Origin of the sequence: Pseudomonas sp. ICBG1301 (assembly GCF_016918385.1) — a bacterium.
GTDB lineage: Bacteria > Pseudomonadota > Gammaproteobacteria > Pseudomonadales > Pseudomonadaceae > Aquipseudomonas > Aquipseudomonas palleroniana.
In genome coordinates this window covers 1-21,560 of the sequence record NZ_JAEKGB010000002.1, presented here as the reverse complement: position 1 = coordinate 21,560, position 21,560 = coordinate 1, and the positions used below count along the sequence as shown (strand labels likewise).

The following is a 21,560-nucleotide window of genomic DNA, read 5'->3' as shown; positions in this document are numbered from 1 at the left end:
GACCGAGGTGCCTGGTTTAGGGCGGCTGCGCCGCCCAGCGCGGGGCAAGCCCGCTCACTACATAAACCAGCTTTTTCCAACCGGAACAAGCTGTTACTGTACCGATCATAAAGCCCAAGCCGCCTGGATCGGATCTCTGCCTTGAAGCGTCCCCTCCTTCTACTAATAAGTCTGGCCTTGAGCTTTGCTGCGAACGCGACGATTACCGAGAGCCACGGTTACGCGCAGTTCGGCACGCTCAAGTACCCGGCCAAATTCACCCACTTCGATTGGGTAAACCCTGCAGCGCCCAAAGGCGGTACGTTGCGGGTGATGGCATTTGGCACGTTCGACACGCTCAACCCCTACACCTTCAAGGGCACCAGCCCGGTTTCCACTCCCAATTTCCTGCAATACGGCGTCAACGAGCTGAACGAACCGCTGATGGTCGGCACCGGCCAGTACGCACCGTCCGGGGATGAGCCCACGTCCAGCTACGGCCTGATCGCGCAATCGGTGGAGTACAGCGAGGACCGCAGTTGGGTGGTGTTCAATCTGCGCCCCGAAGCCCGCTTTCACGATGGCAAGCCGATCACGGCGTATGACGTGGCGTTTTCCTACCGCACGCTGCTGACCGAAGGCCACCCGCAATACCGCACCAACCTGCAGGAAGTGGCGCGGGTCGACATTCTCAATCGTCATCGTATCCGCTTTGTCTTCAAGCGCGCCGGCAACCCGCTGCTGATCCTGCGCCTGGGCGAGTTGCCCGTGCTGCCCCAGCATTACTGGAAAAACCGCGACTTCAAGGCCACCACCTTCGAGCCGCCACTGGGCAGCGGGCCGTACCGCATCACCAAGGTCACGCCGGGGCGGCAACTGGTGTTCGAGCGGGTCAAGGACTACTGGGGCAAGGACCTGCCGGTCAACCAGGGTTTCTACAACTACGACAAGGTCGAAGTGGAGTTCTACCGTGACAGTGACGTCGCGTTCGAAGCCTTCAAGGCCGGCGAGTTCGACATCTATATCGAGCACCAGGCCAAGAACTGGGCCACGGGCTACAACTTTCCGGCGGTCAACCGAGGCGACGTGATCAAGGCGCAGATCGCCCACCAGATCCCGACCCAAAGCCAGGGGTTGTTCATGAACACACGGCGGCCGACTTTCAGCCAAGCCAAAGTGCGCGAAGCCCTGGGGCTGATGTTCGACTTTGAATGGACCAACCGCTCGCTGTTCAGCAGTGCTTACAAACGCAGCGTCAGTTACTACCCCAACAGCGAGTTTTCGGCGACCGGTGTGCCGGTGGGGCATGAATGGCTGATGCTCTCACCCTACCGCGAGCAGCTGCCGGCGCCACTGTTCACCCAGCCGTTCAGCCTGCCGCAGACCGATGGGCGTGGCATCCCCCGCGACACCCTGCGTCGTGCCTTGGCATTGCTCGCAGATGCCGGGTGGAAGCTGTCGGGGCAACGCTTGCTCGACAGCCAGGGACAGCCGCTGCGCCTGGAGATCCTGCTGGTCAACCCGAACCTGGAGCGCATCCTGCAGCCCTATGTCGAGAACCTGATCAGCATCGGCGTCGACGCCCGCCTGCGCACCGTTGACCGGGCGCAATACAAGCAACGCCTGGATCAGTTCGACTTCGACATGATCCTGATGACCCTCAACCAGACCTTGAGCCCGGGCCTTGAGCAGTGGCAGTACTTCCACTCCAGCCAGGCCGCGATCAAGGGCAGCAAGAACTATGCAGGCATCGCCAACCCCGTGGTCGATCACTTGCTGGAACAACTGCTCGCCGCGCAAACCCGCGAGGAGCAACTGGCCGCCGGCCGGGCGCTGGACCGGGTGCTGCTGTGGCAGCACTACAGCATTCCCAACTGGTACCTCAACTATCATCGACTGGCCTACCGCAACCGGTTCGCCTTTGTCACCACGCCGCCCTACAGCCTGGGCCTGAGCGCATGGTGGCTCAAAGCTTCGGAGAAAGCCCAATGATGTCTTTGCGTACGGCACTGCTTGGCAGCCTCTTGCTGTGTACCGCGGCCCAGGCCGCGCCGCAACATGCGTTGACGCTCTACAACGAGCCGCCGAAGTACCCCGCCGACTTCAAGCACTTCGACTACGTAAACCCCAATGCGCCCAAGGGCGGTACTTTCCGCGAGTCGGCCATGGGCGGCTTCGACAGCCTCAACCCCTACATCAGCAAAGGTGTGCCCGCCGATAACATCGGCCTGGTCTATGACACCCTGGCCATGCAGAGCCTGGACGAACCCGTCACCGAATACGGCCTGGTCGCCGGCAAGATCGAAAAGGCCCCGGATAACAGTTGGGTACGCTTCTACCTGCGCCCCGAAGCGCGCTTTCATGATGGGCAGCCGATCCGCGCCGACGATGTGGTGTTCACCTTCCAGACACTGCTCAAGGACGGTTCACCGATCTACCGCACCTACTACGCCGACGTTGATGAAGTGGTGGCTGAAGACCCGTTGCGCGTGCTGTTCAAGTTCAAGCGCACCAACAATCGCGAGTTACCGCTGATCCTCGGGCAATTGCCGGTACTGCCCAAGCATTGGTGGGCGACCCGCGACTTTTCCAAGGGCAACCTGGAAATTCCTCTGGGCAGCGGGCCGTACAAGGTCGCCGAGGTCAAGGCCGGACGCATGATTCGCTATGAGCGGGTCAAGGACTACTGGGCCAAGGACCTGCCGGTCACCCAGGGCTTCTACAACTTCGACAGCCGCATCACCGACTATTACCGCGATAACACCGTCGCCCTGGAAGCGCTGAAGGCCGGGCAGTTCGATTACTGGCTGGAGATCAGCGCCAAGAACTGGGCCAACGCCTACAACATTCCGGCGGTCGCTCAAGGCCGATTGATCAAGGAAGAGATCCCCAACGGCAACCCCACTGGCATGCAGGGTTTTGTGTTCAATACGCGCAAGCCCATGTTCCAGGATGTACGTGTGCGCAAGGCGATCAGCCTGTTGCTGGACTTTGAATGGAGCAATAAGCAACTGTTCAACGGCGCCTATACCCGCAGCCGCAGTTACTTTGAAAACTCGGAAATGGCCGCCACCGGCCTACCCGGCCCGGACGAGCTGGCGATTCTCGAACCGCTGCGCGACAAGATCCCGGCCGAGGTCTTCACCCAAGCCTTCGAACCGGCCAAGACCGACGGCAGCGGCATGATCCGCGCCCAGCAACGCGAGGCTTACCAGTTGCTGCAGCAGGCTGGCTGGAAGATCGTCAACGACAAAATGGTCGACACCACCGGCAAACCGGTGACCATCGAGTTCCTGCTGGCCCAGACCGAATTCGAACGCATCCTGCTGCCCTTCAAGCGCAACCTCGCCGATTTGGGCATCGACCTGGTGATTCGCCGGGTCGACGTGTCGCAGTACATCAACCGCCTGCGCTCGCGCGACTTCGACATGCTGGTGGGCAGCTTCCCCCAATCCACATCGCCCGGCAACGAGCAGCGTGAGTTCTGGAGTTCCCCCAGCGCCGACAAACCCGGCAGCCGCAACTACATGGGCCTCAAGGACCCGGCGGTCGACCAATTGGTCGAAGAGTTGATCAACGCCGACTCGCGCAAAAGCCTGGTCGCTCATGCCAAGGCGTTGGACCGCGTGCTGCAGTTCGGCTACTACGTCATCCCCAACTGGCACATCAAGACGTTCCGCGTCGCCTACTGGGACCACTTGGGCCACCCCAAGGTGCCGCCACGCTATGACGTCGGCACCATCACCTGGTGGGCTAAACCCAACGTCAAGCCGGCGGTTTCCCTGGACACGACTCAAAGCGCCGACCCGGCGAGCGGAGGCAATTGAATGCTGGCCTATATTGTTCGCCGCCTGCTGCTGATCATCCCCACGCTGTTCGGCATATTGCTGATCAACTTCATCATCATCCAGGCCGCCCCCGGCGGCCCGGTGGAGCAGATGATCGCCAAGCTCGAAGGCTTTGAAGGCGCCACCAGCCGTATTGCCGGCGGCGGTGCCGAAGTCTCGGTGGCCGGCTCCAGTTATCGGGGTGCCCAGGGGCTGGACCCGGCGCTGATCAAGGAAATCGAGAAGATGTACGGCTTCGACAAATCGGCGCCGGAACGCTTGTGGATCATGGTCAAGAACTACGCCCGGCTGGACTTCGGCGACAGCTTCTTCCGCGATGCCAAGGTCATCGACCTGATCAAGGAGAAGATGCCGGTGTCCATCTCCCTCGGGTTGTGGAGCACGCTGATCATGTACCTGGTATCGATCCCGCTGGGTATCGCCAAGGCCACGCGACACGGCAGCCACTTCGACGTGTGGACCAGTTCGGCGATCATCGTCGGCTATGCGATCCCGGCGTTCCTCTTCGCCATCCTGCTGATCGTGGTGTTTGCCGGCGGCAGTTACTTCGACTGGTTCCCGTTGCGCGGCCTCACCTCGAACAACTTCGATGAGTTGAGTTGGGGCGGCAAAATCCTCGATTACTTCTGGCACCTGGCACTGCCGATCACCGCGCTGGTGATCGGCAACTTCGCGACCATGACGCTGCTGACCAAAAACAGCTTCCTCGACGAGATCAACAAGCAGTACGTGATCACCGCCAAGGCCAAAGGCCTGACCCACCATCGTGTGCTCTACGGCCATGTATTCCGTAACGCGATGCTGTTGGTCATTGCCGGTTTCCCGTCGGCCTTCATCGGGATTTTCTTCACCGGCTCGTTGCTGGTCGAAGTGATCTTCTCCCTCGACGGCCTAGGCCTGATGAGCTTTGAAGCGGCGATCAACCGCGACTACCCGGTGGTGTTCGGTACGCTGTTCATCTTCACCCTGCTGGGGCTGATCGTGAAGTTGATCGGCGACCTCACCTACACCCTGGTCGATCCGCGCATCGACTTCGCCAGCCGGGAGCATTGAGATGAACCTGTCCCCCCTCAATCGCCGCCGATTCGAGCGGTTCAAGGCGAACAAACGCGGCTGGTGGTCGCTGTGGCTGTTCCTGATCCTCTTCGTGCTCAGCCTGGGTGCGGAACTGATCGCCAATGACAAGCCGCTGGCGGTGCATTTCGACGGCGACTGGTACTTTCCAGCGCTCAAGCGCTACCCCGAGACGACCTTCGGCGGCGAGTTCCCGCTGGAGGCCAACTACAAGAGCCCGTACATCCAGGAGCTGCTCAAGGCCAAGGATGCGTGGACCTTATGGGCACCGATCCCGTTCAGCTACCAGAGCATCAATTACGACCTGAAAGTCCCGGCGCCCGCACCGCCGTCAAGCGTCAACCTGCTGGGCACCGATGACCAGGGCCGCGATGTCCTGGCCCGGGTCATCTACGGGTTCCGGGTGTCGGTGCTGTTTGCCCTGACCCTGACCGTCCTCAGCTCGATCATCGGCGTTATCGCCGGCGCGTTGCAGGGGTTCTACGGCGGCTGGGTCGACCTGGCCGGGCAGCGTTTCCTGGAAATCTGGTCGGGCTTGCCGGTGTTGTACCTGCTGATCATCCTCGCCAGCTTCGTGCAGCCCAACTTCTGGTGGCTGCTGGGGATCATGCTGTTGTTCTCCTGGATGAGCCTGGTGGACGTGGTGCGCGCCGAGTTCCTGCGCGGGCGCAACCTGGAATACGTCCGCGCAGCCCGGGCGCTGGGTATGCAAAATGGCGCGATCATGTTCCGCCATATCCTGCCCAACGCCATGGTCTCGACCATGACCTTCATGCCGTTCATTCTCACCGGCGCCATCGGCACCCTCACGGCCCTCGACTTCCTCGGCTTCGGCTTGCCGGCCGGTTCGCCGTCCCTGGGCGAGCTGGTGGCCCAGGGCAAATCCAACCTGCAAGCGCCGTGGCTGGGGATGAGTGCCTTTGCCGTGCTGGCGATCATGCTGAGTTTGCTGGTGTTTATTGGCGAGTCCGCTCGCGATGCCTTCGACCCGAGGAAATGAGATGAACCAGGACAATCTGATCGAAGTCCGCGACCTCAGCGTCGAGTTCGTCACGGGCAATCACCATCACCGCGTGGTGAACAACGTCAGCTTCGATATCAAGCGTGGCGAAACCCTGGCCCTGGTCGGCGAAAGCGGCTCGGGCAAGTCGGTGACCGCTCACTCGATCCTGCGCCTGCTGCCCTACCCGCTGGCGCGGCATCCGTCGGGTACCATTGCCTATGCCGGGCAAGACTTGCTCACGCTCAAGGAAAAAACCATCCGGCATATTCGTGGCAACCGCATTGCGATGATCTTCCAGGAACCGATGACCTCGTTGAACCCGCTGCATTCCATCGAGAAGCAGATCAACGAAGTGCTTGGCCTGCACAAGGGGCTGACCGGCAAAGTCGCCACCCGGCGTACCCTGGAATTGCTTGAACTGGTGGGCATTCCCGAGCCGCACAAGCGCCTCAAGGCCCTGCCCCACGAATTGTCCGGCGGCCAACGCCAACGGGTGATGATCGCGATGGCGTTGGCCAACGAGCCGGAGCTGTTGATCGCCGACGAACCGACCACGGCCCTCGACGTCACGGTGCAGTTGAAGATCCTCGAGTTGCTCAAAGAACTGCAAGCGCGCCTGGGCATGGCGCTGCTGCTGATCAGCCACGACTTGAACCTGGTGCGACGCATCGCTCACCGGGTGTGCGTGATGCAGCAAGGTTGCATCGTTGAACAAGCCGACTGCGAGACGCTGTTCCAGTCGCCCCGCCACCCCTACACCCAGGAACTGCTGGCCGCCGAGCCCAGCGGCGGGCCGGTTGCCAATGAAGTCGGGCCGCCGTTGCTGGCAGTCGACGAACTCAAGGTCTGGTTCCCGATCAAGAAAGGCTTTTTGCGCCGCACCGTCGATTACGTCAAGGCGGTGGATGGTATCCATTTCAACCTGCCCCAGGGGCAGACCCTGGGCATTGTCGGCGAGAGCGGCTCAGGCAAATCGACCCTGGGCCTGGCGATCTTGCGGCTGATCGGCAGCCAGGGCGGCATTCGCTTTGAAGGCCAGCAGTTGGACAAGCTCAGCCAGCAACAGGTGCGCCCGCTTCGGCGGGAAATGCAGGTGGTGTTCCAGGACCCGTTCGGCAGCCTGAGCCCACGCATGTGCGTCAGCGAAATCGTCGGCGAAGGCTTGCGTATTCACAAGATGGGCACGCCGGTTGAACAGGAGGCGGCGATTATTGCCGCACTCAAGGAAGTCGGCCTGGACCCGGAATCCCGTCATCGCTACCCCCACGAGTTCTCCGGTGGCCAGCGCCAACGCATCGCCATCGCCCGCGCCCTGGTGCTCAAGCCGCGCCTGATCCTGCTGGACGAACCCACCTCGGCATTGGACCGCACGGTGCAGCGCCAAGTGGTCGAGTTGTTGCGCAGCCTGCAGGCCAAGTACAACCTGACTTACCTGTTTATCAGCCATGACTTGGCGGTGGTGAAGGCGTTGAGCCACCAACTGATGGTGGTCAAGCATGGGCAGGTGGTGGAACAAGGTGAGGCCGGGACGATTTTTGCCGATCCGCAGCACGCGTATACCCGGCAATTGCTGGAGGCGGCGTTCCTGGTGCCACCTCCCGTTAATCAGTCAGGCCAATAGAGCGCCGCGTGGCAGCGTATCGTGTGATGCACAAGGCTTGAATAAGCCCACCTTTTGTATGAGCCTGTTGCCTGCTCATTCCAATTCTTTCAGGGAGCGCCTGCCATGACCGCCGCTACAGCACCGTTTTTCTGGCGTGACCCTGCGTTGGCGTTCATTGAGGCGCGCACCATTGCGGACGGGCGCAAGGTGACCTACAGCCGGCATGCGCACGAGCATTTTTCGATTGGGGCAATCACCACCGGACGCAGCTATTACCACTACGGTACACAGACGTTCGAGATCGACGCGGGTACGGTGGTCCTGATGAACCCCGGCGATGTGCATGCCTGCAACCCCATCGACAATGAGCCGTGGTCCTATCAGATGCTGTACATCGATACGCCCTGGCTGACTGACCTGCAGTACCAACTGGGCTTCAGCACCGACCAGGGTTACCGGCCGTTCAACACGCCCTACGTGCGCGATCCGCTGCTGTATCGCGGCCTGCTGGAGTTGTACCGGATACTGGTGGATACACAGGCTGAACATCTGCAAAAACAAAGCGCGCTGGTGAGTTATTTCACCGAAGTCCAACAGCGCCTCAACCCTGCGGACACTCCGGTACGCGAGGTCAACCACAAGCTGGAACGGGCGGCCGACTACATTCGCACGCACTGCACGCAAGCCTTGAAACTGGAAGACATCTGCCTGGCCGCCGAGCTGTCGCCCTCGTACCTGATCCGCGCCTTCAAGCAGTATTACGGGCTGACGCCCCATGCCTTCCTGATCAACCAACGCATCCAGTTTGCCCGCGCCCAACTGCGCCAGGGCAAGCTGATTGCCGATGTGGCCCTGGCGGCGGGCTTTGCCGACCAGGCGCATTTCCAGCGCGCCTTCAAACAGCACTTCGCCGCCACGCCTGGCCAGTACCGCGACCGGCTCAAGCCATCAGCAAATAACCCACACTGGCCACCAGCAACGCGGCCATTGAACGGTTGAACAGGCGCACACCCTGCGGGTTGCCGAGGTAGCGACGCAAGAACGTGCCGGCATAGGCCCAGCACGCCACCGACAGGTAGCAGATCACCAGATAGAGCGCCGCGAACAGCCAGACCTGCGCGGCGTCGCCATCGGCCACAAACAAGCCCATGCCCGCGACACAGGCCAACCAGGCTTTCGGGTTGAGCCACTGCATGATCGCGCCGTACAGCATCGACGGTGCGGTAGCCGTACCCTCAGCGTCCAACCGGCCATCGTCCGCGGCCAGTTTCCAGGCCATGTACAGCAGGAAGGCCACACCACCCCACTGAATCAATTGGGTGAGGATGGGCCAGCGCAACAGCACTTCATGCAACCCGAGGCCGATCAGCACCAGCAACAAAGTGAAACCCACGGCGGCGCCAAATACATGCTTCTGACTGGCGACGAAACCGAAGCGCGCACCGGAACTCAAGGCGACCACATTGACCGGGCCCGGCGTAATGGAGGTCGCCAAGGCGAAGGCGGCCATGGAAATGATCAAGCTCATTGCGATTCCCTTTAGGTGGTGACGATCAAGATGACGTCACGTTAAAGGGCAAGGCACGCGCGGTATTGAAGAAAATCACCCTCTGGCGCCGAACAGCAAGGCGCTGGTGCCTCAACGCTGTGAAGGAATGCGGATATCCCCGTCGCGGCACTGGGTCTTGACGCTGCGTGGGCAGCCGGCGAACGCCAGATCCTTGGTCAGGCACACGCGCACTTCCGACAGCACCTTGCCTTTACAGATCACCGCCAGCCCGTGGCTGCCCATGCGTGGGTTGCTTTCGCGAAACAACGCCTCGATCGCTTGGGCCGGCAATGACGGCGGCGAGTTGAGCGGCTGCAGCTGTGGCGGAATGTTCACCACCCCCAGCGCGGCGTCGGCCTTTTCCAGATAGGCCAGCGGCTCAAGCCCGGAGCACGTGCCATGCTTGGCCCATTCATGCTTGATCAGTGAACGGCTGGGGAACAACGTAGCGCCCTTGTCCATGGCTTGGCGGTTCAGCGACGACGGCGAGTCGCACGAGGCCGGCCACCCGCCCCGAGCGTATTGCGGCCACAAACCGTGCAGTACAAAGCCGTACCCCTTGCCCGAACACTGCTCGTTGTCCGGGTGCGTCAGGCAAAAGGTCGGCGACCACGACAATGACAACACATAAAAATCAAACTCCCCCGCCTGCCCCTGGCTGCGCGGAGCCGCCACGGCCCCCGTGGCCAGCACCAGCCATAACATCATCCAGTATTTCATCTGCGTGTTCCTTGAAAAAAGCTGACTTTAGTGCGACGACTCGGGATGAACGGGGTTACGTTGCAACACCCGGTCAAGGATTTGATCGGTCTTCAATGCTTCGATGGCCAACGAGGGGTGCTGCGCCTCCCCGCGAATATGCGCATTCATGCCCAGCACGTGATGCCATTGAATATGCGCGTGGCACGGCACGGTCAGCACTTCATGGGCCTGCGCTTCAAGACGTATCGGCTGGTCTTCGAACACCGAAAAACTGATGCGCCCATGGCTGCCGATCAACTCGACCCGGTCTTCGCGCCGGTCCGCCACAAAGTTCCAGGCGCCCATGCCCAGCGCACCCGAGGCGAAGCGCCAGCTGGCGGTCACCGCGTCCTCCGCGGCATAACGGCCGGCCTGGCGCGCGGTGAACCCGGCCACATCGACAATATCCCCGGCCAGGTACTGAAACAGGTCAAAACCATGGCTGGCCAGATCGGCAAAGTAGCCACCACCGGCAATCGCCGGGTCGGTGCGCCAGTTGGCCGGGTTGGTATCCGCTGCGGCGGCCGGCTTGCACAGGGTCCAGGTCAGATGACGCAACTCACCGATACGCCCGGTCTGCAGCCAATCGCGCACTTGCTGGAAGCGCGGTAAGGAGCGTCGATAGTAGGACACAAACAAATGCAGCCCGGCGCGCTCGAAAGTGCGCTGCATCAACGCGCTCTGCCCGGCATTCAACGACATGGGTTTCTCGACGCAACAATGCTTGCCGGCTGCCGCCACCATCAGGCTGTATTCAAGATGGCTGTCGGGCGGTGTGGCGATGTACACCGCATCCACCTCGGGGTCGTTGATCAACGCCTGGGCGTCGGTGTAGTAGCGAGCGATGCCATGGCGTGCCGCATAATCGCGCACCGCTTCGACACGTCGCCCCATCACCGCCACCAGCGCCGAACCTGGCGCTTTGTAGAAAGCGGGTCCACTCTTTAACTCAGTGACACTGCCACAGCCGATCATGCCCCAGCGTACGGTACTCATCTGCCTTCCTCGTCCGTGTTGTCCAGCGAGCAGTATCCACATCCCCTGATGCAAGTGCCACAGCCGCCCAGCATGACAATTGCATTACACTTTGATGACAGTCATCTCGCTACGGAGCTTCACACATTGAAAACACGCGCAACCGTCATTTGCGCACATGAGGGGCATATCCTCTTCGTGCGCAAAGTCCGATCAAAATGGGCCTTGCCGGGTGGCAAGGTCGAACCCGGCGAACGCCCAGTGGGCGCGGCCGAGCGGGAGTTGCACGAAGAAACCGGATTGAAGGTCGACGGCCTGCTCTACCTGCAGGAACTGAAAACCAGTGACACCGAGCACCACGTGTTTGAAGCCTCCGTGATCAACCTCGCGGACGCCCGGCCCTGCAACGAAATCATCGATTGCCGGTGGCACCCCTACACCGCCGTGGACGACCTGGACACCACCGACGCCACCCGGCATATCGTCAAAGCCTTCCTGCGTCGCCTCTGACCCTTGCATACCTGCCTCTACGCCCTGCCGTTCGACAAAGGAATTGACGAACGCGGCAGCGCCATCAGCCGTTCCCGCAGCAATGGATCGGTAGCCACCCCGCTCAAGAACGCGGCTTACTCCCCAGCCCTTGCGTCATCTTCTCCCTGGCCTTCCCCTGCCCGCGCTGATAAAGCGCCTCAACCAATTTCTGCCGCTCATCCTGAGGCAAATTACTCGCAAACTGCGCCAAGGTATCGTCCACCAACGCCCGAAGCGCAACATCCGCCTCACGTGCCTTGGCCAATTCAGACACCAGCACCGCGCGGTCCAGCGTCGGCGCCTCCAATTGCTTGATCACCCCCAGACGGGCTTCACGACCCGCCATGATCAACGGCTGGCTGTCGGCACGGTTGTGGCGCAGCAACTGACGCAACTCCTTGCGCCGCTCGACCGGCAACTTGAACATCGCCTGGCGCAGACCATGCTGGTTGACCACCGCCTCGGCAGGCGCGGCAACGGCCATCCAGTGATAGAGGCCGCCCGCCACCCCGCCAATCAAGAATACGTTGAGCAACACCGAGACGACCAACCACGGCTTAAGGGTTTTGGCTGTCATTGCTCGGTTTCCTCGGCGTTGACGGTAAACACGACGTCGGCATCGCCTTGATCGAAGACGCTGGGCAACACTTCGGATGACAACATCGGCAGCGGCACGCTCATCGACGCCACCAGCACCCCGGCAGCGATACCGGCAATGCCCACACCCACCAGACCGGCCGGTGACAACCAGTTGGCATAGCGCGACCAGAATGACCTGCGTTGCACAGCCGACTGACGAATTTGCCGCACCAGTGCGGGGTCGACGGGCGCCAGTTGATGGCTGTCCATCTGCTGATCGAGCCAACTCGCCGCATTCAGTGCTTCGCGGGCGCCAGGGTCGCCGCTGTCGAGCAAGGCGCGGGCCGCCGCTTGATCGGCAACGGGCCAGCGGTGCAGGCTGGCGCCGTAGGCATCGGCCAGGTAAGCAAATCGTTCAAGTGTCATGGTGTTCCCCTTCCTGGGCGGGCGAGCCCGGGTGTGTCGGCAAGTTGACTGCGCAACTGGCGGCGGGCCCGCGACAGCAGGCTCTCCAGTGCCTCGACGCTGATATTCATCAGGGCCGCGGCGTCGATGTTCGACAGCTCCTGGTAATACTGCAACACGATGGCTTCGCGCTGACGCTCCGGCAAAGCCGCCAACGCGGCGGCCATACGGGCGCTGCGCTGGCTGGTTTCCAACTGTTCCTCAGGGGACGGTGCGCTGTCCGCCAGTTCCAGCACCTCTTCCTCATTCAACGGGCGTTCTCTGCGTCGACGCAAGCGGTCATGGCACAGGTTGAGCGCCACTCGGTGCAGCCAAGTGTCGAAGCGCGCTTCACCGGCACGCCAATTGGCCGCCTGGCGCCAGATCCGTAGAAAACTTTCCTGAGCCACGTCCCTGGCCTCGTCGGCATCCCCCAACAGCCGGCCGGCAAGCGCCAGCAACCGCGGCAGCTTGCGCGTCACCATTTCATTGACCGCGGCGGCTTCGTTGTTGCCGATACGTGCCAGTAGCTCAACGTCCGGATCAGTGTCTTTCAATCGGGTAATACTCGGTCCGGGGAGTTAGGTTTCAGCGAATCCAATGCCCTTCGCGCCAGTACCAGTTCGGCCCACGCGATTCCCAATGCCCTGGCTCCCACCGGGCATTGCGCATCACCGGTTGCCAGTGGCCAGGCACCCAGGCGTAGGCACCGTGTTCCCAACGCCAGTGGCCGCGATCCCAGGCGTATCCGGGGCGCTCGGCAGGGATCACTTCGACACGTTCTGCCGGTGGTGCCTGGCGGATAATCACTTCGGTCTCGGCGAAAACCGGGGTGCTGACAAACGCGGCGAAAGCCAGCGGAGCCAGCACGGCACAACGCAATTGGGTCAGTGAGTTCATGGCAACTCCTTCATACGGCGAGCGAAAGTGCACGCTGCTGATGGGTTGAACGCCAGGCGCAGGAAAATCCGTCGCAGAAAAAACAGGTTTTTTCTACACGGTGGCCCAGAGGAAGTATTGCCCAGGGAATCACAGGCTTGATGAAAAGTTTGCAAGCATCGCGACGGATTTGTGTCGGTGGTTGCGTTCAAGGAGTGACGCAGAACACACCAAGAGGAAACATCATGTCCCGTCGCCTATATATGCTGGTCGCCGCCCTGTTGATCGTGAGCCTCAGCGGTTGCGTGATCCTGCCGGAACACCGGCATTGCTGCTGGCGCTACTACGGCGCCGCCACTCCCACCACCAGTACCGTCAACAGCTAACCCAACACCGCAAAGCCATGGCGCCCGGCCTTGATCTCGGTGCGCAACTCGCCAATCAGGTTTGAGATGGAACGGATGCTGTCCAGACCTTGGGGCGAGACCCGAGTCAGCAGCAGCTCGACACGGCCGGACTCCGGCTCGAACACGCGAATGCGCAGCGAACCGTCGCTGTTGAGGCTGCAATCACACGCCAGCGGCAGGAACCCGGCGGCCATGATGCGGTTGAATTCGACGATCGGAATCATGATAAAGCCCCGTCCGTGGATGCATCCCTGAATGTGTGATGTAAACAGCGTAGATAAGCTTTTGCCGGCTACCGAACAATTAACTCAAAAGTGTTAGCTGTGCCTCACTATGCCCAACAAATGCTGGGGTGCTGGCGCCAGAAACCCAGCACACGACCTCTCGTCTGCGGCTTTCGCGAAGGCTTGACTCAGGGCTTCGCTCACAAGACGCTGTTGGCTTTTAGCCATCATGCGAGCCGCCGCCCATGAACATCGACGCTCCACGCCTGCCCGACAGCGACGTCTACAAGACCCTGCTGGAGTCGACCAAGGCTATCCCTTGGCGCATTGATTGGCAGACCATGACCTTCAGCTATATCGGCCCGCAGATCGAGACGTTATTGGGCTGGACGCCGCAAAGCTGGGTCAGCGTGGATGACTGGGTTGAACGCATGCACCCGGACGACCGTGAATATGTGGTGAATTTCTGTGTGTCGCAATCGCGTGCCGGGGTCGACCACGAGGCCGATTACCGCGCGCTCACGGTGAATGGCGATTACGTGTGGATTCGCGATGTGGTGCACGTCGTGCGCAAGGACGGTGAAGTGGAGGCGTTGATCGGCTTCATGTTCGATATCAGCGAACGCAAAAAGACCGAGGAACACCTGATCCGCCTGCAAAAACAACTGGAGGAGTACTCGTTCCAGGACGGCCTCACCGGCATCGCCAACCGCCGCATGTTCGATACCGTGCTGGAACGGGAATGGGCCAGTGCGCTGCGCAGCCGGTTGCCGCTGTCGTTGCTCATCCTCGATATTGATTTCTTCAAGCAGTACAACGACCACTACGGCCATATCAAGGGCGACGAGTGCCTGCGCCAGGTGGCGCGCACCCTGGCCCAGGCTGCCAACCGGCCCCGGGATTTCATTGCCCGTATCGGCGGCGAGGAGTTTGTCTGGCTGTTGCCGGAAACTGATGCCGCATCGGCTCGGCAGGTTGCCCAGCGTTGCCTGCATTTGATTTGCCAACAACAGATCGAGCACGGGTTCTCGCCGGTGTCGAACTTGCTGACGTTGAGCCTGGGCGTGGGCACCCACATCGTGACACCCGACAGCAATGTGTTGGGGTTTGTCGAATCCGTCGATAAGTTGCTCTATCAAGCCAAGCACAATGGCCGGATGCGAGCAGAGTTTGCCGACATAGAAGTTTGACGCCGAGATCAAATTCCGGGCAAAAAAAATCCCAAGTAGCTGATGGAAACTTGGGATTTAAAAATGCATAAACCGTGGGAGGTGAACGCCCGGCTATAGTAACGGTTGTTAAAACCTGCAACAAGATTATTTTAATCCTTTCGTCGGATTAAAAGCGCTGTAAGTCATTCAATATCCACACATTTTTTAAGGTAGCCAACACCATAAGTGCCACTTTTTGGTGCAATAAGCGCTGATTAAGCGTGCACACTTCGCCCGCTTATTTCCACTCTGTAATTGGGGTTATTGGTTATAACGGCGCAACACTTTCAGCATAACGTTTTTTGAGTTGCTTGCAGGCTTCTGGGGATTCCAGGTTCGTGGACGCCGCCACACGGGTCACACTTTCAAGGTGCTGGCAGAAAGCCAGACGCTCTGCAACCTGCTCCCGCTCTCGGTCAACCTCAGCGTTGAGCCGCATGAAATAAGTGCCCAACAGCACCGCCACGCACACAACCCCGATCGCAAAAGAGCGAAAGCCGCTTGAGGATGGGGGTTCTGGTTGATTCATGTCTCGCAAGCGTCCTGCTGGAGTGACTAGAAATGTTGGATTGTATGCAAATTGAAACCTACTCATTGTCGTGGTTTTGTAAAAACCGTGTGACTACAACATTTCTGTCTGCTGCTGACGGCGAAACTGCCCGGGCGTCATGCCCTGGGCCTTGCGGAAGCAGCGGGAGAAGTAGGCCTCGTCGGTAAACCCGCAACGTTGCGCTATCACCCCGATCAGTTGAGTGCTGTTAAGCAACAATGTGCGCGCCAGTTGCATGCGGCGGTCCAGCACCCACTGGGAGAAGGGTTTCCCGGTTTCCTTGCGCAGCAGGTGCGTCAGGTAGTTGGGCGATAGAAATGCGGCGGCGGCCGTATCGGTCAGGTTGAGGCTGGGTTCGTGGATATGCGCGCGGATATAGCCTTGCACCCGCGCCAAGGCGTCCTTGCGCCCGCGCCGGATGGTGTTGTTGGCGGCAAACGCTTGCAGCGGCTCGGCGTACTGCTCACAGACCAGGCCAATCAGTTGAAACAGGTAGCCCTTGAGCCTCTCGCGGGCACCAAAAGCGCGGTGAGTGTCGAGGGCGCGCATATGGGCCAGCCAGGTTTTGACTTCTTCGAACGCGGCATCATCGAGGATAAAGTCCAGTTGCTCCTGAAAGCGAAACGGCGATAGCTCTGGTGCCTGGCCGATAGGAATGTCCTCCAGGTCCAGCGGATCACAACTCAGTTGCGGCAGGAAAAACGCCTGGCTGAAGTTGATCAGGATGAACTCGCCATCCTCAGGATGGGGAATCACATGCAGGCGATGGGGCAGGATGAACGCCAGGGCGTTACGCGGAAACGGTCGCACCGCCCCACCGATATGCTGCACGGTGTCGCCACCGAGGTTGATCTGGATCTGGAAGTATTCGTGCCGATGGGGGCTGGTCAGCGCCGCCCGCCCGCGTTTGTCGCGGATATAGAAGTCGGGGCGGTCGCTGCGTTGTTCCATGCCATAGGTGGTGACGCGGGTGCCGGGCATAGCGCTGTCTCGGGTGGCCAGGGCACCACTTTAGCCTCAACCGTTGCCGAGGGTGAACCTCAACTCGCCAACGCCGTCGATGCCGGCCGTCACGGTATCGCCCGGTTGCAACGCGCCGACACCGGCGGGCGTGCCGGTGAAGATCAGGTCACCGGACTTGAGCGCGACGGATCGGGAGGCGTGGCTGATCACTTCGCTGACCGACCAGATCTGGTCAGCCAGGTCGCCGACTTGGCGTTGTTCGCCATTGACCTTCAGCCAGATCTTGCCGGTGGACGGGTGCCCTACCGCGCTCACCGGCTGCAACGCCGTGCTGGGCGCCGACTCATCGAAGGCTTTGGCCCATTCCCACGGGCGTGAGAGCTTTTTCGCCTGGGCTTGCAGATCGCGGCGCGTCAGGTCGATCCCCACGCCATAGCCCCAGATGTGGGAAAAAGCTTCATCAGGGCTGATATCCACCCCGCCCTTGCCGATGGCCACCACCAATTCCACTTCATGGTGCAGGTCGGTGGTCAGCGGCGGATAGGCGATCACACCGTCGGCCGGCACCACCGCATCCGCCGGTTTCATGAAAAAGAACGGCGGCTCGCGATCCGGGTCATGTCCCATTTCCCGGGCGTGTTCGCTGTAATTGCGACCAACGCAGAACACGCGACGCAGGGGGAAACGCGCATCGCTGCCCTGTATGGCCAGGGATGGGGTTTGCGCGGGGGGGAATACGTAATCGGTCATGGCCTGTGCCTCCTGGTTTACCTGGCACCAGTATGGCGAGCGGCCTCCGGAGAAAGTTGGACAGGCTTACGCAGATTTTGCACTGCCCGGTGCAAAGCGCCCAGGGGCTACTTGCGCGCCACCTTGTAGCGCAAGCAGTCCTGATAGAAGCTCTGGCGAATCACCTCAGGCTTGAGCCGGGAACGGCTGTCATAGGTCTGCTCGGTGATGCCCATGGCCATCATGCGCATCCACGACTTGCTAAATTTGATGGTCTGGATCTTCTGGCGCGCCGCATACAACGACACACCCGCCAACTTGAGCTCCTGGGCCCTGGCCGCCGTACCGGCGCCCCAACTGCACATGTACTTGTCACCCTCGCGCAGTTCCCTTGCCTGCACGGCAGCCGTACCCCCCGCCAGGGAGCAGGCGATCAGCATGATTCCAACAGTGCGCATTCGCTTCCCCACCTAACCACCTGAAAATAAAAGCGATTCTGGCGAGGATTTTGTTACAAAGGGGCCATTAAATTGCCTTATTGCATCGGCATTTAGATGCCTAGCCTCACGCAATGAGCCTTATCGCTTTTTTGTGTAGTCCTTCGGGCTGGTTTTTTACGAGTTTTTCTCGCCTCCAGTCATCCCATTCTGTTTTTTCAAACCGTTCATCCCGACGTTTTTTGTTGCGGCAGACTCCGGCGCCTTGCCCTTCTGCCAGGACGTCACGGATGACCCACGCCTCCCACATTGCCGCTATCGAACATGAGCTCGATGGCTTTCATCAGAGCCTGGTGCAATACCGCCGACAGATGAGCGCCTGGTACGCGCAGGCGCTGGACTCAGTCAGCCATGTCGCCGATATGCCGTCGTTGCTGGGAATGGATCGGGTGTTGCGGGTAGGCGACTCACAGCGCTCGGTGAGTGTTTCCGATGCGGATTTTTCTACCGTAGCCCGCTGCCCGGCGGGCGGTGTGCTGCAGATCGAGAGCCGGTTCGAATCGGTGTATGACGTACCGATCGGCAATATTCCCGTTGAAGTCATCGGGCTGGATGACGCCAGCTCTGCCACCGTCATGCTGGATGAGTATGGCAAAGGCTCGCACGTTTGCGCCGCCGGCGGGCGATACCAGGTGCGCGTACAAGGCGAGGTCTCAGAGGAGCAGGTAGACGCGTTGTTTGCCTCCTACGCCGGGCTGACGGCAGACCTGGAACAATGGCTGCGCTCACAGTGGGAGGGTTTCCGGCCTCATTGGGAGGTGTCAACGGCCAGTGCAGTTGGCAGCGGTGTGCTGGCGGGCAGTTGGGCGGCGATCAGGGAGGTGTGGGACAGCATCAAGCTGGTCCAGTCGATTCTTGAAGACCCGCTGAAATTTGCCGAACAGCTGGGAGCCGAGGCGGCGAAGCTGGCGCAGATCGCCACCGATGCACCCAAGGTCATGGAACAGGCGATGTTGCTCGCCAGTGATGAAGCAGCGCTGTACCTGATGTTGCGCACTGCAATGATCTGGCTGGATGCGTTGCCTCCCAAAGAAATTGCCGAGGTGGCTGCCGGTTTTGTGGTCTCGCTGCTGATTGATCTGGTGATCGGCGCGGTGCTGACGATCGCCTTGCCGGCAGCGGGCGTGGCGTACCTGGGCTTGCGCCTGGTCAAGTATGGCAAAGGCATTCTTCAGGCGGCGATGGGCTTTGTCGAAGGCGTGCTGACGATTCTGCGGGCGTTTATGCAAGCGGTGGATCGCTACAAGGCGGTCGCGGTTCGCGGCGTGGTCGGCGGGCTGAAACAAGGCCGGATGCAGATGCGCTGGCGAGCGCGGCAGAATGCGGTGCTGAGGCAGAAAGAATCTGTCGACGATGTACCGGCCTCGGGGAAAAACCTCAATGGGGAGGCTTCGGCACCGGCGGACAAGACCGCTTCCCATGGCTGCCCGGTGTCGATGGTCACTGGCGAGGAGTTGCTGACGCTAACCGATGGCACGCTGGATGGCGTGTTGCCGTTTGACTGGACGCGGCTGTATCGCACCAGTGCCGTGGAGGTGGATTGTGGGTTGGGGTTTGGCTGGAGCCATGCGCTGGCGCATCGGCTTGTCGTTGATGGCGATTCGGTGGTGTGGACCGATCATGAAAACCGCTCTACTGAATTTCCACTACCCACTGCGTCGCGACCCGCAATCACCAACAGCCTGGCCGAAGCGGCGATCTACCTGGGCGCTCTGCCCGATGAATTAGTACTGGCCCAGGCGTCGCGCTTCTACCACTTTTGCAACGGTGTGCTCACCGCCATCAGCGATGCGTACGACAACCGGCTGCGTATTCTGCGGGATCGCTCGGGGCGTATTGAACGGCTGGATAACGGCGTCGGCCGCTCGCTGTTTTTGCGCTATGAGCTTGAGCGCATTGTGGCAGTGGACTACCAGGTTCAGCGCGCCAAAGGCCATGAAGCCTTCACCTGGGTGACCGAACACAACGTTGTGTCCTACGCCTATGACGATGCAGGCCGACTGGTGTGTGCGACCAATGCCGTGGGTGAGCGCGAGGTTTATCGCTACGACGATCAGCACGTCATCCTTGAACGGCAGTTGGCCGGTGGCGCGAGTTTCTATTGGGAATGGGAACGTTCCGGCAAGGCGGCGCGCTGTATCCGGCATTGGGCCAGCTTCTCGCAGATGGACGCGCGTTATGCCTGGGGTGACGACGGCCAGGTCACGGTGTTTAACGCCGACGGCAGCCAGGAAGTCTACGTGCATGACCAGCGCGCACGGCTGGTACAGCGCATCGACCCGGACGGCGCCGAGCATTTCAAATCCTACGACGACAAGGGCCGGCTGACGGTCGAGCAAGACCCGCTGGGCGCGGTGACGGCCTATCAGTACGACGATGCCGGACGCTTGGTGGCGGTGTTTCCGGGGGACGACGAACCAACCTCCTACGAGCATGACAACGGCTTCGTACGCGTGGTGCGACGGGGTCAGGCGGTCTGGAAATATGAGCGCAATGACCAGGGCGACGTGACGCGTCGGACGGATCCCGCCGGGCACATCACCGACTACAGCTACAACCCATCCGGGCAACTGACGGGCGTCTGGTATCCCGATCACAGCTGTCATCGGCTGGTCTGGAATGAACGCGGGCAGTTGCTGGAGGAGCAACTGCCCAATGGCGCCATCAAGCGTTATCGCTATGACGACGTTGGGCGGCAAGTGGCGCGTGAGGATGAGCACGGTGCGCTGACGCAGTACCAGTGGGACAGCGTGGGCCGCATGGTTCGCGTGGTCTTGCCGGGCGGTGCGTGTCGGGAATACAGCTACAACCCCTACGGAAAAATCACCGCCGAACGCGACGAACTCGGCCACGTCACCCATTACGAATACGCCGACGGCCTGCACCTGATCAGCCGCCGCCTCAATGCCGACGGCACCCAGGTCAAGTACCGCTACGACAACGTACGGCTGTTGCTGACCGCGATTGAAAACGAAGCCGGCGAAACCTACCAGCTTGATTACCACCCTAACGGCCTGATCCAGCAAGAGATTGGTTTTGACGGCCAGCGCACGGCGTATGCCTACGACCTCAACGGCAACCTGCTGGAAAAGACCGAACACGGCGACGATGGCAGTCAGCTGGTTACGCGTTATGAGCGCGACCACGCCGGGCGCCTCGTACGAAAAACCCTTGCCGATGGCGAGGTGGTTGAATACACCTACGACCGCCAGGGCAACCTGCTCAGCGTCGACGACGGTCACTGGGCGCTGGCCTACGAATACGATGTCCAAAATCGCCTGACCGCCGAGCACCAAGGCTGGGGCACCCTGCGCTACGGCTACGACGCCTGTGGTCAGTTAAAGCACCTGCGCCTGCCGGACAACAACCGTCTGGTGTTCAACCATGATAAAGGCGGCCACCTTGCTACCGTTGAGCTCAATGGCGAAACCCTCACCTCTCATCTGGTTAATGGAGGTCGAGAACACCAAAGAAGCCAAGGCAAACTCCTCAGCAGCTACCAATATGACGATCAAGGACGTCTGCTCAACCACGGCCTTTGCGACGTTGAAGGGGGCATTTACCAACGCCAATACGACTACGACAAAACCGGCAACCTCACCCGCCTGCTCGACACCCGCAAGGGCCAGCACGACTACCACTACGATCCCCTCGCCCGCCTGACCCGCGCCAACCACTCGCAAGACGTACAGGAACGCTTCGGCCACGACCCGGCGGGCAACCTGCTGATGCAGAACCGCCCCGGCCCGGACATCGTTGCGGGTAATCGCCTGA

At 60.7% G+C, this 21,560-nt stretch carries 22 protein-coding genes; 10 read left to right on the top strand and 12 right to left on the bottom strand.

The genetic code is table 11. The features are described from left to right. Positions 1-141: 141 nt before the first annotated feature. From JBE38_RS04160 to JBE38_RS04135, 6 genes are all read left to right on the top strand, one after another. A complete protein-coding gene (locus tag JBE38_RS04160) occupies positions 142-1,971 on the top strand; it encodes an extracellular solute-binding protein (protein ID WP_090371534.1) in 1,830 nt (609 codons plus the stop codon). Then, positions 1,968-3,806 carry an extracellular solute-binding protein gene (locus tag JBE38_RS04155; protein WP_205343647.1) on the top strand — a complete coding sequence of 613 codons (1,839 nt, stop codon included), beginning with the start codon at positions 1,968-1,970 and terminating at the stop codon, positions 3,804-3,806. The genes JBE38_RS04160 and JBE38_RS04155 overlap by 4 nt, the downstream gene beginning before the upstream one ends. Next, entirely contained in the window at positions 3,807-4,880 is a 1,074-nt protein-coding gene (locus JBE38_RS04150) for a microcin C ABC transporter permease YejB (protein WP_060757143.1), read from the top strand. It abuts the gene before it with no gap. A 1-nt stretch (position 4,881) separates the two neighbouring features. After that, entirely contained in the window at positions 4,882-5,901 is a 1,020-nt protein-coding gene (locus JBE38_RS04145) for an ABC transporter permease (protein ID WP_017738565.1), read from the top strand. 1 nt (position 5,902) lies between these two features. Continuing rightward, positions 5,903-7,525, top strand: a complete 1,623-nt coding sequence (locus tag JBE38_RS04140) for an ABC transporter ATP-binding protein (RefSeq protein WP_205343646.1) — start codon at positions 5,903-5,905, stop codon at positions 7,523-7,525. Positions 7,526-7,630: 105 nt separating this feature from the next. Continuing rightward, entirely contained in the window at positions 7,631-8,506 is an 876-nt protein-coding gene (locus JBE38_RS04135) for an AraC family transcriptional regulator (protein ID WP_090371542.1), read from the top strand. On the opposite strand, the gene JBE38_RS04130 is transcribed toward JBE38_RS04135, so the two are convergent. The 3 genes from JBE38_RS04130 to JBE38_RS04120 all read right to left on the bottom strand — a co-directional run bounded on the left by JBE38_RS04130 (position 8,448) and on the right by JBE38_RS04120 (position 10,793). Then, positions 8,448-9,035 carry a LysE family translocator gene (locus JBE38_RS04130; protein WP_060757146.1) on the bottom strand — a complete coding sequence of 196 codons (588 nt, stop codon included), beginning with the start codon at positions 9,033-9,035 and terminating at the stop codon, positions 8,448-8,450. The two genes, JBE38_RS04135 and JBE38_RS04130, sit on opposite strands and share 59 nt — an antisense overlap. 111 nt (positions 9,036-9,146) lie before the next feature. Further along, complete coding sequence (locus tag JBE38_RS04125; RefSeq protein WP_205343645.1) at positions 9,147-9,776, bottom strand: ribonuclease T2 family protein; 630 nt, start codon at positions 9,774-9,776, stop codon at positions 9,147-9,149. A gap of 27 nt (positions 9,777-9,803) precedes the next feature. Further along, a complete protein-coding gene (locus JBE38_RS04120) occupies positions 9,804-10,793 on the bottom strand; it encodes a Gfo/Idh/MocA family protein (RefSeq protein ID WP_205343644.1) in 990 nt (329 codons plus the stop codon). 126 nt (positions 10,794-10,919) lie between these two features. On the opposite strand from JBE38_RS04120, the gene JBE38_RS04115 reads away from it, so the two are divergent. Continuing rightward, entirely contained in the window at positions 10,920-11,282 is a 363-nt protein-coding gene (locus JBE38_RS04115; protein WP_060757149.1) for an NUDIX hydrolase, read from the top strand. Positions 11,283-11,385: 103 nt separating this feature from the next. Here JBE38_RS04115 and JBE38_RS04110 read toward each other — a convergent pair whose 3' ends face one another. From JBE38_RS04110 to JBE38_RS04095, 4 genes are read right to left on the bottom strand one after another with little or no spacing between them, the layout of a single operon-like run. Then, a complete protein-coding gene (locus JBE38_RS04110; protein WP_060757150.1) occupies positions 11,386-11,880 on the bottom strand; it encodes a periplasmic heavy metal sensor in 495 nt (164 codons plus the stop codon). Then, on the bottom strand, positions 11,877-12,308 hold the full coding sequence (locus JBE38_RS04105; protein WP_205343643.1) for a hypothetical protein: 432 nt from the start codon (positions 12,306-12,308) through the stop codon (positions 11,877-11,879). The genes JBE38_RS04110 and JBE38_RS04105 overlap by 4 nt, the downstream gene beginning before the upstream one ends. Then, a complete protein-coding gene (locus JBE38_RS04100) occupies positions 12,305-12,883 on the bottom strand; it encodes an RNA polymerase sigma factor (RefSeq protein ID WP_198761908.1) in 579 nt (192 codons plus the stop codon). The genes JBE38_RS04105 and JBE38_RS04100 overlap by 4 nt, the downstream gene beginning before the upstream one ends. 31 nt (positions 12,884-12,914) lie before the next feature. Then, positions 12,915-13,226 (bottom strand): YXWGXW repeat-containing protein, encoded by a 312-nt coding sequence (locus tag JBE38_RS04095; RefSeq protein WP_060757153.1) that lies wholly within the window; start codon positions 13,224-13,226, stop codon positions 12,915-12,917. A 224-nt stretch (positions 13,227-13,450) separates the two neighbouring features. Between JBE38_RS04095 and JBE38_RS04090 the strand changes: the two genes are divergently transcribed. Beyond that, positions 13,451-13,591, top strand: a complete 141-nt coding sequence (locus JBE38_RS04090) for a hypothetical protein (protein ID WP_178126884.1) — start codon at positions 13,451-13,453, stop codon at positions 13,589-13,591. Here JBE38_RS04090 and JBE38_RS04085 read toward each other — a convergent pair. Further along, complete coding sequence (locus JBE38_RS04085; protein WP_104993441.1) at positions 13,588-13,836, bottom strand: DUF1652 domain-containing protein; 249 nt, start codon at positions 13,834-13,836, stop codon at positions 13,588-13,590. The genes JBE38_RS04090 and JBE38_RS04085 overlap by 4 nt on opposite strands. A 245-nt stretch (positions 13,837-14,081) precedes the next feature. Here JBE38_RS04085 and JBE38_RS04080 point away from each other — a divergent pair, with 245 nt between their 5' ends. Beyond that, entirely contained in the window at positions 14,082-15,026 is a 945-nt protein-coding gene (locus JBE38_RS04080) for a sensor domain-containing diguanylate cyclase (protein WP_090371560.1), read from the top strand. 289 nt (positions 15,027-15,315) lie between these two features. Here JBE38_RS04080 and JBE38_RS04075 read toward each other — a convergent pair whose 3' ends face one another. From JBE38_RS04075 to JBE38_RS04060, 4 genes are all read right to left on the bottom strand, one after another. Next, positions 15,316-15,576 carry a hypothetical protein gene (locus JBE38_RS04075; RefSeq protein ID WP_060757156.1) on the bottom strand — a complete coding sequence of 87 codons (261 nt, stop codon included), beginning with the start codon at positions 15,574-15,576 and terminating at the stop codon, positions 15,316-15,318. 93 nt (positions 15,577-15,669) lie between these two features. Next, entirely contained in the window at positions 15,670-16,578 is a 909-nt protein-coding gene (locus JBE38_RS04070) for a helix-turn-helix transcriptional regulator (protein ID WP_205343642.1), read from the bottom strand. Between the two features lie 36 nt (positions 16,579-16,614). Beyond that, positions 16,615-17,310, bottom strand: a complete 696-nt coding sequence (locus JBE38_RS04065) for a fumarylacetoacetate hydrolase family protein (RefSeq protein WP_107338870.1) — start codon at positions 17,308-17,310, stop codon at positions 16,615-16,617. 107 nt (positions 17,311-17,417) lie between these two features. Next, entirely contained in the window at positions 17,418-17,747 is a 330-nt protein-coding gene (locus JBE38_RS04060; protein ID WP_090371566.1) for a hypothetical protein, read from the bottom strand. A 269-nt stretch (positions 17,748-18,016) separates the two neighbouring features. On the opposite strand from JBE38_RS04060, the gene JBE38_RS04055 reads away from it, so the two are divergent. Continuing rightward, on the top strand, positions 18,017-21,560 hold a 3,544-nt coding region (locus tag JBE38_RS04055), incomplete at its 3' end, for a DUF6531 domain-containing protein (protein ID WP_205343641.1).